Source organism: Ruegeria arenilitoris, from assembly GCF_013031355.1.
In the GTDB taxonomy this organism is placed as follows: Bacteria; Pseudomonadota; Alphaproteobacteria; order Rhodobacterales; family Rhodobacteraceae; genus Ruegeria; species Ruegeria arenilitoris_C.
In genome coordinates this window covers 554,435-569,128 of the sequence record NZ_WPZO01000001.1, presented here as the reverse complement: position 1 = coordinate 569,128, position 14,694 = coordinate 554,435, and the positions used below count along the sequence as shown (strand labels likewise).

Below are 14,694 nucleotides of genomic sequence, written 5' to 3'. Positions count from 1 at the left end.
TGTTCTCTTTTTGGTCTCATAAGGAACAAGAGGCGAACAAAGCAGCGATTGCCGCCCGTTCAAGGGTGTGACAAAAGGGAAGGCGACAGGACAATGGCGGATCTTCTGACGATGAGCGACAAGAAAAACGCAGACAAGCAAAAGGCGCTCGACAGCGCATTGGCGCAGATCGAACGGCAGTTCGGCAAGGGCTCGATCATGAAGCTGGGCGAGGACGCCAAGCAGGACATCGATGCGAGCTCGACCGGCTCACTGGGGCTGGATATCGCGCTGGGGATCGGCGGCCTGCCGATGGGCCGGATTGTTGAGATTTACGGCCCGGAAAGCTCGGGAAAAACCACACTGACTCTGCATTGTATTGCAGAACAGCAGAAACGCGGTGGTGTTTGCGCATTCGTCGACGCGGAACATGCGCTGGACCCGCAATATGCCCGCAAGCTGGGCGTTGATCTGGATGAGTTGCTGATCTCGCAGCCCGACACCGGCGAACAGGCATTGGAGATCACCGATACGCTGGTGCGGTCGGGTGCGGTGAACATGGTCGTGGTCGACTCGGTGGCGGCGCTGACGCCGAAATCCGAGTTGGAAGGCGACATGGGCGACAGCAATGTCGGTGTGCAAGCCCGTCTGATGAGCCAGGCAATGCGCAAACTGACCGGCTCGATCAGCCGTTCGAACTGCATGGTTATCTTCATCAACCAGATTCGGATGAAAATCGGGGTGATGTTCGGCAGCCCGGAAACCACGACCGGTGGTAACGCGCTGAAATTCTACAGCTCGGTCCGTCTGGATATTCGCCGTATTGGCGCGATTAAGGACCGGGACGAGGTGGTCGGTAACCAGACTCGCGTAAAGGTCGTCAAGAACAAGGTGGCACCGCCGTTCAAGCAGGTGGAGTTCGACATCATGTATGGCGAAGGCATCAGCAAAATGGGTGAGTTGCTGGATCTAGGCGTCAAGGCCGGTGTGGTCGAGAAGTCGGGCTCGTGGTTCAGCTATGGTGACGAGCGGATCGGGCAGGGGCGTGAGAATGCCAAGCAGTACCTGCGTGACAACAGTCGTGCTGCGCTTGAGATCGAAGACAAGATTCGTGCCGCGCACGGTCTGGAGTTCGACATGCCACCGGGTGCTGCCGAGGATGACGATATCCTCGAAGCCTAACGGGTACTGAGAATTACGACAGCAAGGCGGTCCAGCGGGCCGCCTTGTTTCGTTCGGCGCCTCCAATGCTGTGGACTATCCGCAGGGACGGCGATAAACCCGTTTCAACACAATATGATTGCGCGCTGAGAGAAGCTTATGCCCACGCTGAACGATATCCGATCGACCTTTCTGAACTACTTTGCCAAACAGGGGCATGAGGTGGTGGCGTCCAGCCCTCTGGTCCCGCGCAATGACCCGACGCTGATGTTCGTAAACTCGGGCATGGTGCAGTTCAAAAACTTGTTTACCGGAGTGGAAACCCGCGATTATCAGCGTGCGACCACGGCGCAGAAATGTGTGCGCGCCGGAGGTAAGCACAACGATCTGGACAATGTCGGATACACCGCACGGCATCATACGTTCTTTGAGATGCTGGGGAATTTCTCGTTCGGAAACTACTTCAAGCAAGACGCGATCCCGTTTGCGTGGGAACTGATCACCAAAGAGTTCGGCATCGACAAGAGCCGCCTGTTGACGACGGTGTATCACACCGATGACGAGGCGTTTGAGATCTGGAAAAAGGTCGGTGTCCCGGAAGACCGGATTATCCGCATCGCCACCAATGACAATTTCTGGCAGATGGGACCGACTGGCCCGTGCGGGCCGTGCACCGAGATTTTCTATGACCACGGCGATCACATCTGGGGTGGCCCTCCGGGTTCGGCCGAGGAAGATGGCGACCGGTTCATCGAAATCTGGAACATCGTTTTCATGCAGAACGAGCAGTTCGAAGATGGCTCGATGGTCGAACTCGACATGCAGTCGATCGACACTGGCATGGGGCTGGAGCGGATCGGTGCGCTGCTGCAGGGCAGCCATGACAACTATGACACCGATCTGTTCAAGACGCTGATCGAGGCATCTGCGGAGGCGACCGGGGTTGATTCTTATGGGGACCAGAACGTCCATCACCGCGTCATCGCAGACCACCTGCGTTCGACCTCGTTCCTGATTGCGGACGGGGTAATGCCCAGCAATGACGGCCGCGGATACGTGCTACGCCGGATCATGCGGCGGGCTATGCGACACGCGCATCTGTTGGGGGCGAAAGATCCAGTCATGCATCGTCTGGTTCCGACGCTGGTGCAACTGATGGGCGCGCAGTATTCCGAATTGGGCCAGGCGCAGCCGTTGATCGAAGAGACGCTGTTGCTGGAAGAAACACGTTTCAAGCAAACCTTGGATCGCGGCCTTAAGTTGCTAGATGACGAAGTTGCGAGCCTGTCCGAAGGTGCGGCTCTTTCTGGTGATGCGGCGTTCAAGCTGTATGACACTTACGGTTTCCCGCTGGACTTGACGCAGGATGCGCTGCGCGAAAAAGGCCTGACTGTAGATACGGACGGTTTCGATGCCGCCATGGCCGAACAAAAAGCCAAGGCGCGCGCCGCATGGGCGGGGTCGGGCGAAGCCGCGGATCAGGCCATTTGGTTTGACGTTCTGGATCAGGCTGGGGCCACGGATTTCCTTGGCTACGATACCGAGAAAGCCGAAGGTCAGGTGGCCGCGCTGGTTGTTGACGGTGCACTGGTCGACAAGATCGAACAGGGTGGCACCGGCTGGGTTGTCGTCAATCAGACGCCTTTCTATGGCGAAGCCGGTGGTCAGGTTGGTGATACCGGTGAAATCCGGCGTCTCGAGAACATGCAGGATGTGGCGCAGGTTGAAGACACGCGCAAGTATGCCGAAGGCAAGGTCTATGCCCATCGGGTGACGGTCAGCCAAGGCACGTTGTCAACTGGCGACTCGGTTGAGCTTGCGGTCGATCACGCGCGCCGCACGGCGATCCGGGCCAACCACTCGGCCACGCACCTGCTGCATGAGGCGCTGCGTGAAACGCTGGGTGATCATGTTGCGCAGCGCGGGTCGCTGAACGCATCGGATCGGCTGCGGTTCGACTTCAGCCACTCCAAGGCGTTGAGCGCCGAGGAAATCCAGAAGGTCGAGCGCGAAGTGAATGACTTCATCCGCCAGAACTCGTCCGTTGAGACCCGGATCATGACGCCGGACGATGCGCGTGAACTGGGTGCTCAGGCGCTGTTCGGTGAGAAATACGGCGACGAGGTTCGTGTTGTCTCGATGGGTAAGGCCCCGACCGGTAAGGGACATGACGGCGACACTTGGTCGATCGAACTGTGCGGTGGGACCCATGTGCGTCAAACCGGGGATATCGGCACCTTTGTCGTGCTGGGTGACAGCGCCAGCAGTGCGGGCGTACGCCGGATCGAAGCGCTGACCGGGGATGAGGCTTTCCGCCATCTTTCGGCACAAGATCAACGGCTTGGGAAGATTTCGGCCGAATTGAAGGCGCAGCCTGATGATGTGGTCAGCCGGGTAAAGTCACTGTTGGATGAGCGCAAGGCCCTGCAAAACGAAGTTGCTCAGCTGCGCCGTGATCTGGCAATGGCTGGCGGCTCGGGGCAGGGCGGTGCCGAGGCCCGCGACGTTAACGGAGTACCCTTCCTGGCGCAGGCGCTGAGTGGTGTTTCGGGCAAAGACCTGCCCGCGTTGATCGACGAACACAAAAGCCGAATGGGCTCGGGTGCGGTGCTGCTGATTGCTGATGCGGGTGGCAAGGCTGCCGTTGCGGCCGGTGTAACCTCGGATCTGACGGACAAGATCTCGGCTGTTGATCTGGTTCGGGCCGCAGTGGTCGAACTGGGGGGCAAAGGCGGCGGCGGACGCCCCGACATGGCGCAGGGCGGCGGCCGTGATGCCTCGAATTCCGACGCGGCGATCAAAGCCGCAGAGCAAGTATTGGGAGGATAATATGCCTGCACTCTGGATCGCCCATGTCACCGTGACCGACGCTGAGGCCTATGGAAAATATGCCGAGCTGGCGGGCCCCGCCATCGCCAAGCACGGGGGCGAATTTATCGCCCGCGCCGCTCGTTATGTGCAGCTTGAAGGGAAAGAGCGGCCCCGCAATGTGGTCGCCCGGTTCCCCTCGGTTGAGGCTGCGGTTGAGTGCTACGAATCCCCCGAATATCAGGCGGCATTGGACCACGCACGTGGTGCCAGTGAGCGTGAATTGGTCGTTGTCGAGATCACCGACTAGAATCACGTTGGCAAACTTATGCCAGATTCCGACCAGTTGAGCGGTTTTCAGCCAACGCGTAAATAAGGCGGCCTGAGTGGCCGCCTTTCCTTTTTCTATTCCGATTGCTGGTAAGGTTTTCAAGCGCTTATCGCGGGCGTCGGGCGAAAAGATTACGTAAGGTCACCCATAGATTGTGGCCAAATTCTCTTAATTCTTGCCTGAAATGGTCAAAATGCGGAACGAATTTCCGCCTCTTTTCCATTGCAACCTCACTGCAGATTGCGCAAACGGCCCCGTGCACTGATAGTTAGCAAAACAATCTACGGCCCCGTTTCCCGCAATCGCATGAATGAATTTGGATCGAGGAACAGGCATGAAACCGTTCAGCACTGAATACAGAGCCGTTATTTCGCTGTTGGCCTCATCTATGGGTCGACTGTTCGCAGTCGCCGTACTGGCGTCGAGTGCATTGGCCGCAGGCACCGCTGCCGGTGCAAGCGAAGGCAGCTTTATCAAGATCGTGGCCGCTTCTCCGCCGCCTTCAGGTGCGCGCCAATTGTGCCGTCAGTATAGCTGGGCGTGTTCCGGTAAGGCTGCCGCGTCCATGTCCAGCCGACAGGAAATGCAGATAATCGAGCGGGTCAATCGCCAGGTCAACGCAACAACGCGTTCGGTGACTGATCTTTCACAGTACCGGACCGCTGAAAGATGGGCATTGCCGACGTCCCGGGGTGGGGATTGTGAGGATTTCGCTCTGCTGAAGAAACGAGACCTTATTCGCGCCGGGGTCGATCCCAGCAAATTGTTGATCGCGACGGTTTTGGATACCCAGCGGAATGCACATGCTGTGCTCGTGTACCGCTCGGCGGCTGGAGATCTGGTTTTGGACAACCTGACCAATCAGATCAAGCCATGGTCGGCAACGCACTATTTGTTCCTTCGGATGCAAAACCCGCGGAAACCCAGTGGTTGGGTCGGCGTTTACAGCCGGAGTTGATGCATTTCATGCAGAACGGATGAGTTACTGAAGTATGAGAAAGGGCGACACTCGTGTCGCCCTTTTCGTATTCAAGGCTTTGTTCGTTGGGCTTGGATGCGCCACTTACTACGGCGCAAATCCCCAGCTTTTCACTTAGAATGTACCGCCAGCTCCGGCACCGCCGGAGTTTCCGCCGCCGTCACCACCACCGGTGCCCGCGCCACCTGAGTTGCCGCCGCCGTCGCCACCACCGGTACCGGCGCCACCGGTATTGCCGCCACTGCCGCCGTCATTGTTGCCGCCGTTGCCGTCACCGGTGTTACCGCTGTCGCCGTTATTGCCACCGTTGCCGCTGCCGTCGTTGCCACCGCTGCCGTTGTCGCCGCCGTTGCCGTCGCCGGAGTTTCCACCGTCGCCATTGTTGCCGCCGTTGCCGTCGCCGGAGTTTCCACCGTCGCCATTGTTGCCGCCGTTGCCGTTGCCGTCGTTGCCACCGCTGCCGTTGTTGCCGCCGTTGCCGTCGCCGTCGTTGCCGCCGCTGCCGTTGTTTCCGCCGCCGCCGTTTCCGCCGCCGCCGCCGTTGTCGCCACCGTCACCACCGTCGTCTCCACCGTCGTCTCCACCGTCGTTGCCGTTGTCGCCGCCGTCAGTGCTTGTGGAAGATGGGCTACCATTGCTGCCGCCGGACGTACCTGCGAACCCAGAGCTAGCATCCTCACCATCGCGCGCCGATGCGGCTGCTGTCGCTGTTGGCAGGTCAGTCAGAACCGCAGCAAATGCCGGACAGCTTTCCAGAGTTCGCGCCAGGATATCCTCGAAATCAGCACGCCGCTGAATGTAGCGCAGCATCCGGGTATCGACGACCGAGCAGGCGCACAACGTTTCGGTCGACACAGACTGCCGAGCCGTTTTGATGTTACATCTTTCTGCTAGCGCCGCACCGGCTGTGATCAGTGGGAATGTTGCCGAAACAAATACAATAGACAATAGTCGAGATTTCACGCGCATGGCGCCACTCCTTCAAAACTCGTTACACACTTTGCCGCTCTATCTGCGGACACACATGGCTTATGTAATACTATCGCGCCACACTTATTCCTTGATTACACCCGTTTTTGGACACAATTTCAAGAGGAGCGTGAGTGGAGCGGAATCGGGTAATGCACTCCAAAGTTGAATTAACCTAAAAAACAAAAAGTAAGCCCGCCAAAATGGCGGGCTATTTGCTACTTAATGGGTCTGCTATGGTTGCAAAACTGCCACTATTGTAGTATTGTTTCACATTTGTGAACGGCGAAACTGTCAACCCTAGGCAGATTTTGCCATGCGTTTGCGTTCGTGCGGATCCAGGAAGCGTTTGCGCAGACGCACGGCGTTCGGTGTGACTTCAACCAGTTCGTCATCGTCGATATACGCAATGGCTTCTTCCAGCGAAAACTGAACATGGGGCGTCAACCGGACCGCATCGTCAGAGCCGCTGGCGCGTACGTTGGTCAGCTTTTTGCCCTTGAGAGGGTTCACTTCCAGATCGTTGTCGCGTGAATGCTCTCCGATCACCATACCTTGATACACATCGGTCTGGGGACCAACGAACATACGGCCACGCTCTTCGAGGTTCCACAGGGCGTAGGCGACGGCCTGACCATTTTCCATCGAGATCAGAACACCCGCACGACGGCCCGGGATCGGGCCTTTATGGGCTGCCCAGCCATGGAACACACGGTTCAGCACGCCGGTGCCGCGAGTGTCGGTCAGAAACTCGCCATGGTATCCGATCAGGCCGCGTGACGGCACATGCGCAATGATCCGAGTTTTGCCGGCGCCGGCGGGACGCATCTCGGCAAGTTCGCCTTTGCGCGCACCGGTGACCTTTTCAATCACCGCGCCCGAGAACTCGTCGTCCACATCGATGGTAACCTCTTCGATGGGCTCCATACGCTGGCCGTCCTCGTCACGGAACAGGACCTGTGGGCGCGAGATGCTGAGTTCGAACCCTTCACGGCGCATGTTCTCGATCAGAACGCCCATCTGCAGTTCGCCACGACCGGCAACCTCAAAGGCCTCGCCGCCGGGGGTGTCGGTGATGCGGATGGCGACGTTGGATTCGGCCTCTTTCATCAGGCGATCGCGGATCACGCGCGACTGGACCTTTTTGCCGTCACGACCGGCAAGAGGCGAATCGTTGATGCCGAAGGTCACAGTGATGGTCGGCGGGTCGATGGGCTGCGCAGGCAGCGCCTCTTCGACCTGCGGTGACACCAGCGAGTCGGCCACGGTTGCCTTGCTCATGCCTGCGATGGTGACGATGTCACCGGCTTCGGCCACGTCGATGGGCTGTTGCGCCAGGCCGCGGAAGGCCAGGATTTTCGAGGCGCGAAAATTCTCGATCAGCGTGCCGTCGCGCGACAGCGCCTTGAGGCTGTCACCGGCCTTCAGAGTGCCGCTTTCCACGCGACCGGTCAGAATGCGGCCGATGAACGGGTCGCTGCCCAGTGTGGTGGCCAGCATCCGGAAAGGCTCGTCTTTCTTGTCTGCTTGTTTGGGGGCAGGGACGTGGTCGACGATCAGGTCGAACAGGGCGGTCAGGTCCTTGCGGGGACCGTCCAGTTCCATGTCGGCCCAGCCCGAACGGCCCGAAGCGTACATGGCCGGGAAATCCAGCTGGTCGTCATCTGCACCGAGGTTCGCGAACAGGTCGAAACATTCGTCCAACGCGCGGTCGGGTTCGGCGTCGGGCTTGTCGACCTTGTTCAGCACCACGATGGGGCGCAGGCCCAGAGCCAGCGCCTTGGAGGTCACGAACTTGGTCTGCGGCATCGGGCCTTCGGCCGCGTCGACCAGCAGGACAACGCCGTCGACCATGCTAAGGATCCGCTCGACCTCACCGCCGAAATCAGCGTGGCCGGGGGTGTCGACGATGTTGATCCGCGTGCCTTTCCACTCGACCGAAGTGGCCTTGGCAAGGATGGTGATCCCGCGCTCGCGTTCGAGGTCGTTGCTGTCCATGGCACGCTCGGCCACGGCTTGATTTTCCCGGAACGCGCCGGATTGTTTGAGCAGCTCATCCACCAGGGTCGTCTTACCGTGGTCCACGTGAGCGATGATTGCGATATTGCGCAGGTCCATGAGAGGTCAGCCTTTGAACGGGAAGTTGCCGCGCGAATAGCGCGGTTTGACTAAATAGGCCAGCCCTAACCGGTGATCAGTGGCCAGCAGTCTTGGAAAACAGGTGAATGACCAGGATTCCGGTCAGAATCATCGTGAGGCCAAGGACCGCGGGCCAGTCCAATCTCTGACCAAAAACGATAAAGCCTATGATGGCGATGAAAACGATGCCAAGGCCAGACCAGATCGCGTAGACGATCCCGACGGGCATGAATTTCAGCGTCAAGCCCAGCAGATAGAAAGCAATTCCATAGCTGATCACGACCAGCACAGACGGCCAGAGGCGGCTGAACTGCTGGCTGGCCTGCAGGGCGGTCGTACCAATGGTCTCGGCGATGACCGCCAGAAACAGGATCAGATAAGCGTGGGGCACGGTGAGGATCTCGACAGAAGTTTTGCGAGGTTGAGCACAAAATCAGTCTGGCGGGCAAGTGGAATCTGGGGGGCGTCACACGCGCGAAGACAAACGCCAATCCCGCTTGGCTACCGTTGGGTCAGGATAACCTGACTGTTTTGTCAGCAGTCATTGTGATACAAGACCGTTGTTTTTAAAGGTTTTTGTTTGTGAGTGTTTTTGATGACGAAATTCGCGAGATTTATCGTCTTTGTTTCGGCGTTGATTGTGGCGCTTGGGTGGCTTGCAGGCGGGGGGTCCGTCGACAAAAATGCGGCCAAATTTGTTGAACGGTTAGAGAGTAATCAGGTTTGAGCGTCCGCTGAAACACGGGGGAAAAAGAGGCCTTAGCGCCTCTTTTTCTTTGGACTACGTGTTTGCTGTGGCAGCGAAAAACGCGTCAAGCTGCGGCTGAAGCCACGTCCATAGGCCGGGTGCGCCGCGCTGTATCGGGGTGCCGACCCGCTGTTCGATCTGGGCGTAGGTGACGTTGTAATCCGTCCATGTTCCGCCGTCGGTGGCAAGATTGCCGACCGGGGCTTGAAAGCGATCGATGGCCTTGGCGAACCGCGCATCCGGGCTATCAGCTGCTTCAAACTCGCGCCACAGTGACATAAAGGCCGTTTTCTGGTCATCCGGTAACAACCCGAACAAGCGTTCTGCGGCGGCAAGCTCCTCGGCCTCCTGCGCGGCGTGGTCGACCTGTCCGTGGATGGGATGATCTCCCGCGTCAATTTCAACGATATCATGCAGCAACAGCATTTTCAGTGCGCGGTCGATCGAGACACCGGGGGCCGCGTGTTCGGCCAGAATCCACGCATACAGCATGATGTGCCAGGAATGCTCGGCCGAGTTTTCGCACCTCGAGCCGTCCAGCAGGCGCGAGGCGCGGTAGACGGATTTCAGCTGGTCCGTCTCGGCCAGAAAGGCAAGGCGCGTCGAGAAGGGTGTTTCCGCGAGCTGGTCACCGTCCAGCAGGCTTTGGGCCGCGGCATAGGCTTCGGGAAACTCGGTCTTCAGATAGGCTGCGCGCCCACCATTCAGGTTGTCTTGCACAATCGCCTTGTGTTCAGGCATTGGATTAGGCGCGCACAGAACCTGGAACATCGGCTGGCACCGATCCAGATACTTGGCGAATTTCGCATCCGGGCTCTGGTCGGCCTCGAATTCCTGCCACAAGGCAAGACAGTCGGCGGCCTGATCTGCGGGCAAAAGTCCGAACAGCTCAGCTGCGGCAGCTTTCTCAAGCCGCTCGACGGCCTGCCAGTCGGTTTGCAGGTGGATTGGGTGGTCGCCCACGATGATCTCGACCAGATCATGCAGCAGCAGCATCCGAATGACCCGGTCGATGCTGACATCCGCACCGGCCAAAGGTTGCATCACCAGCGCCCAAAGCGCCAGTTGCCAGCTATGTTCGGCGGCGTTCTCCGGGCGGGACTGATCCAGAAGAAAGTTGGCGCGATCAACCGATTTCAGGCTGTCCGCGCGTTTCAGGAATTCGATTTGCGCGGACAGTCTTTCGGTCATTGTTTCTCGATCGCTTTTGTTTTGGAACGGTGATCCGTCAGTTTCTGAATCACGAATTTGCGGGCTTTCCGCTCGGCCAACCGGACGCGGATTTCAGTCAGGAACGCCTCTTCCAACGTCTGAGAGGACGCCCCTAGAAGATCGCCCACTTCGACAAAAAAGCGGTCGTCCCCGGTTTCGTCCATCACTTTCATCGTGTCCTCGGCCAGTTTCGACGCGAGGGTGGTGATGGTGTCAGACATCAGCGCGTGTTCTCGGTCAGGCGGCGTTTCACATAGTCGCTGACATCGGTGATCAGCGTGTCCATGTGACGATCCTGGAAGAAGTGGTCGGCACCTTCCACCTCGTTATGGGTGATGGTGATGCCTTTTTGCTCATGCAGCTTGTTCACCAGCGAGGTGGTGTCAGCCGGAGGCGCCACACGGTCGGCCGAGCCATTGATGATCAGGCCGGATGAGGGGCAGGGCGCCAGGAACGAAAAGTCATACATGTTTGCGGGCGGCGACACGCTGATGAACCCGGTGATTTCCGGGCGGCGCATCAGCAGTTGCATTCCGATCCACGCGCCGAACGAGAAGCCCGCGACCCAGCAGTGTTTCGAATTGTTGTTCATCGACTGCAGGTAATCCAGCGCCGAGGCTGCGTCGCTCAACTCACCCACGCCCTGGTCGTATTCGCCCTGGCTGCGGCCAACGCCGCGGAAGTTAAAGCGCAACACGGTGAATCCCATGTTGTAGAACGCATAGTGCAGGTTGTAGACGACCTTGTTGTTCATGGTCCCGCCGAATTGCGGATGCGGGTGCAGCACGATGGCGATCGGTGCGTCTTTTTCCTTTTGCGGGTGGTAACGGCCTTCCAGGCGGCCTTCGGGTCCGGGAAAAATCACCTCGGGCATGTGTGCTTTAGTCCTGTCTTTTTCTTCCGGGTGCCGGGATATACTTGACTGTTATCGTCAGGCACCTTAGAACGGTTCTAATTGTATTGCTTTGCGCAAGTTGCTGCCTGTCGGAGATACGCACTGGCAGCGGCGGCGTCAATGTTTTCGCGCGGTACTAGCCTAGAGGAGTAGACAATGAAGCTTTCGACCAAGGGTCGTTACGCAATGGTTGCGCTGGCCGATATTGCTACTCAGCCTGAAGATACCCTTGTGACATTGGGGGAAATTTCAGAAAGGCAGGATATCTCACTTCCGTATCTGGAACAGCTTTTTGTCAAACTGCGCCGTGCTGATTTGGTGTCGTCGGTTCGCGGGCCGGGTGGCGGCTATCGTTTGGCGCGTCCTGCATCGGAAATTCGCGTGGTCGAGGTTTTGGCCGCAGTCGATGAAACCGTTGATGCGCTGCAAAAAGGCGCAGGGGCTTCCGGGGCGTCATCGGGAAGCCGGGCGCAATCGCTGACCAACCGTCTGTGGGAAAGCCTCAGCGCACATGTCTATGTCTTCCTGCATCAGACGCGGTTGTCGGATGTAATCAAAAACGATCTGGCCCCGTGCCCCGCGGTCCCCAGCCTGTTTGCCGTTGTCGATGAGTGACGTAATGCACCATGGATTCGGCACCCAGGGTTTTCGCGTTTGGAAAAAGGTGAATCCATGATTCGTGTTTACCTGGATCACAACGCGACAACTCCTCTGCGACCCGAGGCGCGCGACGCGATGATCGCAGCGATGGAGTTGTGCGGTAATCCGTCTTCGGTCCATGCCGAGGGGCGCGCAGCCAAAGCAGTGGTGGAGCGCGCGCGGGCGCAAATTGCATCCGCATTTGGGGCCGATGGAGCGGATATCGTGTTCACTTCGGGCTCGACCGAGGGGGCGGCGCTGGCGCTCGGTGGCCGTATCCTTCACGGCTCTGCGATTGAGCATGATGCTGTAAGGGCTTGGATTGCCGAGGATTTGCTTGCCGCGAAATCCGGTCAGGTGCAGGTGTCAGAGCCGGCAAAATCGACCCTGCAACTGGCCAATTCGGAAACCGGGATCGTTCAGAAGCTACCTAAGGGACTGGCCGTGACCGATGCAACGCAGGCTTTTGGTAAACTGCCGGTCGCTTTCAATTGGCTGGACACCCAGATGGCGTTGATCTCGGCCCATAAGTTGGGCGGCCCAAAGGGCATCGGCGCTGTCGTGATGAAGCGCGGCACGGACTTGCCTGCCCAGATTAAGGGCGGAGGCCAGGAGATGGGCCGTCGCTCGGGCACGGAAAATGTCATTGGTATCGCGGGTTTCGGGGCTGCAGCTGAGGCAGCGGCTCGGGATCTGGCCAATGGCGTTTGGGAGCAGGTTCAAGAATTTAGAAATATTCTAGAAAAGGCCCTTGAGGCTGGTTCTAAATCTACTATTTTTGTCGGGAAAGATCAGGATCGCCTGCCCAATACCTTGTGTTTCGCTACTCCCGGCTGGAAGGGCGAAACGCAGGTAATGCAGATGGACCTGGCGGGTTTTGCGGTGAGTGCGGGATCAGCCTGTTCCAGCGGCAAAGTCCGCGCCAGCGCGGTTCTTACGGCAATGGGTTATGACGAGGTCACAGCAGCCAGCGCGATACGCGTGTCGCTTGGCCCTTTGACCACGCAAGAAGATGTGCTGCGCTTCGCCGAAGCGTGGCTTGAAAAAGAGAAAAAGCATCGCGCGCGTGCCGCGTGATCTGACGGAGTGAAGGATATGGCCGCTTTGGACCAGACCCAGGTAAAAGAAGGTGTCGATCAGGAAACCGTGGATGCGGTGCGCGAGGTTGGCACCTACAAATACGGCTGGGATACCGATATCGAGATGGAATATGCGCCCAAGGGCGTGAACCCGGATATCGTCCGCCTGATCTCTGAAAAAAACGAAGAGCCCGAGTGGATGACCGAATGGCGTCTGTCGGCCTTCGATCGCTGGACCAAGATGGAAGAGCCGACATGGGCGATGGTGCATTACCCGCCGATCGACTTTCAGGACCAGTATTACTATGCCCGTCCGAAATCGATGGAGGAAAAGCCGAAATCGCTGGATGAGGTCGATCCCAAGCTGCTGGCCACTTACGAAAAGCTGGGTATCCCGCTGAAAGAACAGATGATTTTGGCAGGCGTCGAAGGGGCCGAAGACATGCCCGCAGAAGGCCGCAAGGTCGCTGTGGACGCGGTTTTCGACTCGGTATCCGTCGGTACGACCTTCAAGGACGAACTGGCCAAACATGGCGTGATCTTCTGCTCGATCTCCGAGGCGATCAAGGATCACCCTGAACTGGTGAAGAAGTATCTGGGCACCGTGGTTCCGGTTTCGGACAACTACTATGCCACGCTGAACTCGGCCGTGTTCTCGGACGGGTCCTTCGTCTACATCCCGCCGGGCGTCCGCTGCCCAATGGAGCTGAGCACCTATTTCCGTATCAACGCGGAAAACACGGGTCAGTTCGAACGCACGCTGATCATCGCCGACAAAGGCTCGTACGTGTCCTATCTGGAAGGCTGCACCGCGCCTCAGCGCGACACGGCGCAGCTGCACGCGGCCGTGGTTGAGATCATCGTCGAGGAAGACGCTGAGGTGAAATACTCGACCGTTCAGAACTGGTTCCCCGGGGATGAGAACGGCAAAGGCGGCATCTACAACTTCGTGACCAAGCGCGCCGATTGCCGCGGCGACCGATCCAAGGTGATGTGGACCCAGGTGGAAACCGGCTCGGCCGTGACCTGGAAATACCCGTCCTGCATCCTGCGCGGCAACGAAAGCCAGGGTGAGTTTTACTCGATCGCGATTACCAATAACTATCAGCAGGCCGACACCGGCACCAAGATGGTTCATCTGGGCAAGAACACCAAGTCGCGTATTGTGTCCAAGGGCATCAGTGCGGGTAAGGCGCAGAACACCTATCGTGGTCTGGTCTCTATGCACCCCAAGGCCAAGGACAGCCGCAACTATACCCAGTGTGACAGCTTGCTGATCGGCGATAAATGCGGTGCGCATACGGTTCCGTATATCGAGGTCAAGAACAACTCTTCGCGCGTGGAACACGAGGCGACGACATCCAAGGTGGATGACGATCAGCTGTTCTATTGCCGTCAACGCGGCATGGACGAAGAAGAGGCCGTGGCGCTGGTCGTCAACGGGTTCTGCAAGGATGTGCTGCAGGCGCTGCCGATGGAGTTCGCCATGGAAGCGCAGCAACTGGTGGCAATCTCGCTGGAAGGCTCTGTCGGTTGATGGCGCGGACACCCCGGAAAGGCATCCAAAGGGATGATGTGCTGACCTGGCTTGGATATGCACTGCCGGTATTGGGCGGCCTGCTTGGGGTGGCCTACGTCAACATCTTCTACATGGACTTCATCAACCCGGTCTGGGCGGTCGGCATCGGGGCAATCCTTGGGTGGGTTGCCGCACGTCTGATCCGCAAAATGCTGGGATAAGAATTTATCGGGGCC

14 protein-coding genes are annotated in these 14,694 nt (G+C 58.4%); 8 read left to right on the top strand and 6 right to left on the bottom strand.

What is annotated here, in order from left to right; translation table 11 throughout:
• Positions 1-93: 93 nt before the first annotated feature.
• The 4 genes from recA to GOX63_RS02805 all read left to right on the top strand — a co-directional run bounded on the left by recA (position 94) and on the right by GOX63_RS02805 (position 5,237).
• Positions 94-1,161, top strand: a complete 1,068-nt coding sequence (gene recA / locus GOX63_RS02820) for a recombinase RecA (protein ID WP_170324960.1) — start codon at positions 94-96, stop codon at positions 1,159-1,161.
• Positions 1,162-1,299: 138 nt separating this feature from the next.
• Positions 1,300-3,969: an alanine--tRNA ligase gene (alaS, locus tag GOX63_RS02815; RefSeq protein ID WP_170324959.1), complete on the top strand. Its 2,670-nt coding sequence runs from the start codon at positions 1,300-1,302 to the stop codon at positions 3,967-3,969.
• A 1-nt stretch (position 3,970) separates the two neighbouring features.
• Positions 3,971-4,258 carry a DUF1330 domain-containing protein gene (locus GOX63_RS02810; protein ID WP_170324958.1) on the top strand — a complete coding sequence of 96 codons (288 nt, stop codon included), beginning with the start codon at positions 3,971-3,973 and terminating at the stop codon, positions 4,256-4,258.
• A 355-nt stretch (positions 4,259-4,613) separates the two neighbouring features.
• Positions 4,614-5,237 (top strand): transglutaminase-like cysteine peptidase, encoded by a 624-nt coding sequence (locus tag GOX63_RS02805; RefSeq protein WP_254435844.1) that lies wholly within the window; start codon positions 4,614-4,616, stop codon positions 5,235-5,237.
• Between the two features lie 135 nt (positions 5,238-5,372).
• Here GOX63_RS02805 and GOX63_RS02800 read toward each other — a convergent pair whose 3' ends face one another.
• The 6 genes from GOX63_RS02800 to GOX63_RS02775 form a co-directional block, all read right to left on the bottom strand.
• Positions 5,373-6,227 (bottom strand): hypothetical protein, encoded by an 855-nt coding sequence (locus GOX63_RS02800; RefSeq protein ID WP_170324957.1) that lies wholly within the window; start codon positions 6,225-6,227, stop codon positions 5,373-5,375.
• Positions 6,228-6,527: 300 nt separating this feature from the next.
• Positions 6,528-8,345 carry a translational GTPase TypA gene (gene typA, locus GOX63_RS02795; RefSeq protein ID WP_170324956.1) on the bottom strand — a complete coding sequence of 606 codons (1,818 nt, stop codon included), beginning with the start codon at positions 8,343-8,345 and terminating at the stop codon, positions 6,528-6,530.
• A 76-nt stretch (positions 8,346-8,421) separates the two neighbouring features.
• Complete coding sequence (locus tag GOX63_RS02790; protein ID WP_170324955.1) at positions 8,422-8,757, bottom strand: SMR family transporter; 336 nt, start codon at positions 8,755-8,757, stop codon at positions 8,422-8,424.
• A gap of 390 nt (positions 8,758-9,147) precedes the next feature.
• A complete protein-coding gene (locus GOX63_RS02785; RefSeq protein ID WP_170544717.1) occupies positions 9,148-10,305 on the bottom strand; it encodes an HD domain-containing protein in 1,158 nt (385 codons plus the stop codon).
• Positions 10,302-10,547, bottom strand: a complete 246-nt coding sequence (locus GOX63_RS02780; RefSeq protein WP_170324953.1) for a hypothetical protein — start codon at positions 10,545-10,547, stop codon at positions 10,302-10,304. Before GOX63_RS02780 ends, GOX63_RS02785 begins: the two co-directional genes overlap by 4 nt.
• Entirely contained in the window at positions 10,547-11,200 is a 654-nt protein-coding gene (locus GOX63_RS02775; protein WP_170324952.1) for an alpha/beta hydrolase, read from the bottom strand. The genes GOX63_RS02780 and GOX63_RS02775 overlap by 1 nt, the downstream gene beginning before the upstream one ends.
• A 177-nt stretch (positions 11,201-11,377) precedes the next feature.
• On the opposite strand from GOX63_RS02775, the gene GOX63_RS02770 reads away from it, so the two are divergent.
• Genes GOX63_RS02770 through GOX63_RS02755 form a run of 4 tightly spaced genes read left to right on the top strand, consistent with a single transcriptional unit; the run spans position 11,378 to position 14,679 of the window.
• Entirely contained in the window at positions 11,378-11,836 is a 459-nt protein-coding gene (locus tag GOX63_RS02770; RefSeq protein ID WP_170324951.1) for an Rrf2 family transcriptional regulator, read from the top strand.
• 57 nt (positions 11,837-11,893) lie between these two features.
• Entirely contained in the window at positions 11,894-12,937 is a 1,044-nt protein-coding gene (locus tag GOX63_RS02765) for a cysteine desulfurase family protein (protein WP_170324950.1), read from the top strand.
• Positions 12,938-12,955: 18 nt separating this feature from the next.
• A complete protein-coding gene (gene sufB, locus GOX63_RS02760; protein ID WP_170324949.1) occupies positions 12,956-14,476 on the top strand; it encodes a Fe-S cluster assembly protein SufB in 1,521 nt (506 codons plus the stop codon).
• Positions 14,476-14,679, top strand: a complete 204-nt coding sequence (locus tag GOX63_RS02755; protein WP_170324948.1) for a hypothetical protein — start codon at positions 14,476-14,478, stop codon at positions 14,677-14,679. The genes sufB and GOX63_RS02755 overlap by 1 nt, the downstream gene beginning before the upstream one ends.
• Positions 14,680-14,694 lie beyond the last annotated feature (15 nt).

Excerpts from the sequence above, each read along its gene's own strand:
- recA (WP_170324960.1), top strand. The coding sequence starts at position 94 with ATGGCGGATCTTCTGACGATGAGCGACAAGAAAAACGCAGACAAGCAA.
- alaS (WP_170324959.1), top strand. The coding sequence starts at position 1,300 with ATGCCCACGCTGAACGATATCCGATCGACCTTTCTGAACTACTTTGCC.
- GOX63_RS02810 (WP_170324958.1), top strand. The coding sequence starts at position 3,971 with ATGCCTGCACTCTGGATCGCCCATGTCACCGTGACCGACGCTGAGGCC.
- GOX63_RS02805 (WP_254435844.1), top strand. The coding sequence starts at position 4,614 with ATGAAACCGTTCAGCACTGAATACAGAGCCGTTATTTCGCTGTTGGCC.
- GOX63_RS02800 (WP_170324957.1), bottom strand. The coding sequence starts at position 6,227 with ATGCGCGTGAAATCTCGACTATTGTCTATTGTATTTGTTTCGGCAACA.
- typA (WP_170324956.1), bottom strand. The coding sequence starts at position 8,345 with ATGGACCTGCGCAATATCGCAATCATCGCTCACGTGGACCACGGTAAG.
- GOX63_RS02785 (WP_170544717.1), bottom strand. The coding sequence starts at position 10,305 with ATGACCGAAAGACTGTCCGCGCAAATCGAATTCCTGAAACGCGCGGAC.
- GOX63_RS02780 (WP_170324953.1), bottom strand. The coding sequence starts at position 10,547 with ATGTCTGACACCATCACCACCCTCGCGTCGAAACTGGCCGAGGACACG.
- GOX63_RS02775 (WP_170324952.1), bottom strand. The coding sequence starts at position 11,200 with ATGCCCGAGGTGATTTTTCCCGGACCCGAAGGCCGCCTGGAAGGCCGT.
- GOX63_RS02770 (WP_170324951.1), top strand. The coding sequence starts at position 11,378 with ATGAAGCTTTCGACCAAGGGTCGTTACGCAATGGTTGCGCTGGCCGAT.
- GOX63_RS02765 (WP_170324950.1), top strand. The coding sequence starts at position 11,894 with ATGATTCGTGTTTACCTGGATCACAACGCGACAACTCCTCTGCGACCC.
- sufB (WP_170324949.1), top strand. The coding sequence starts at position 12,956 with ATGGCCGCTTTGGACCAGACCCAGGTAAAAGAAGGTGTCGATCAGGAA.
- GOX63_RS02755 (WP_170324948.1), top strand. The coding sequence starts at position 14,476 with ATGGCGCGGACACCCCGGAAAGGCATCCAAAGGGATGATGTGCTGACC.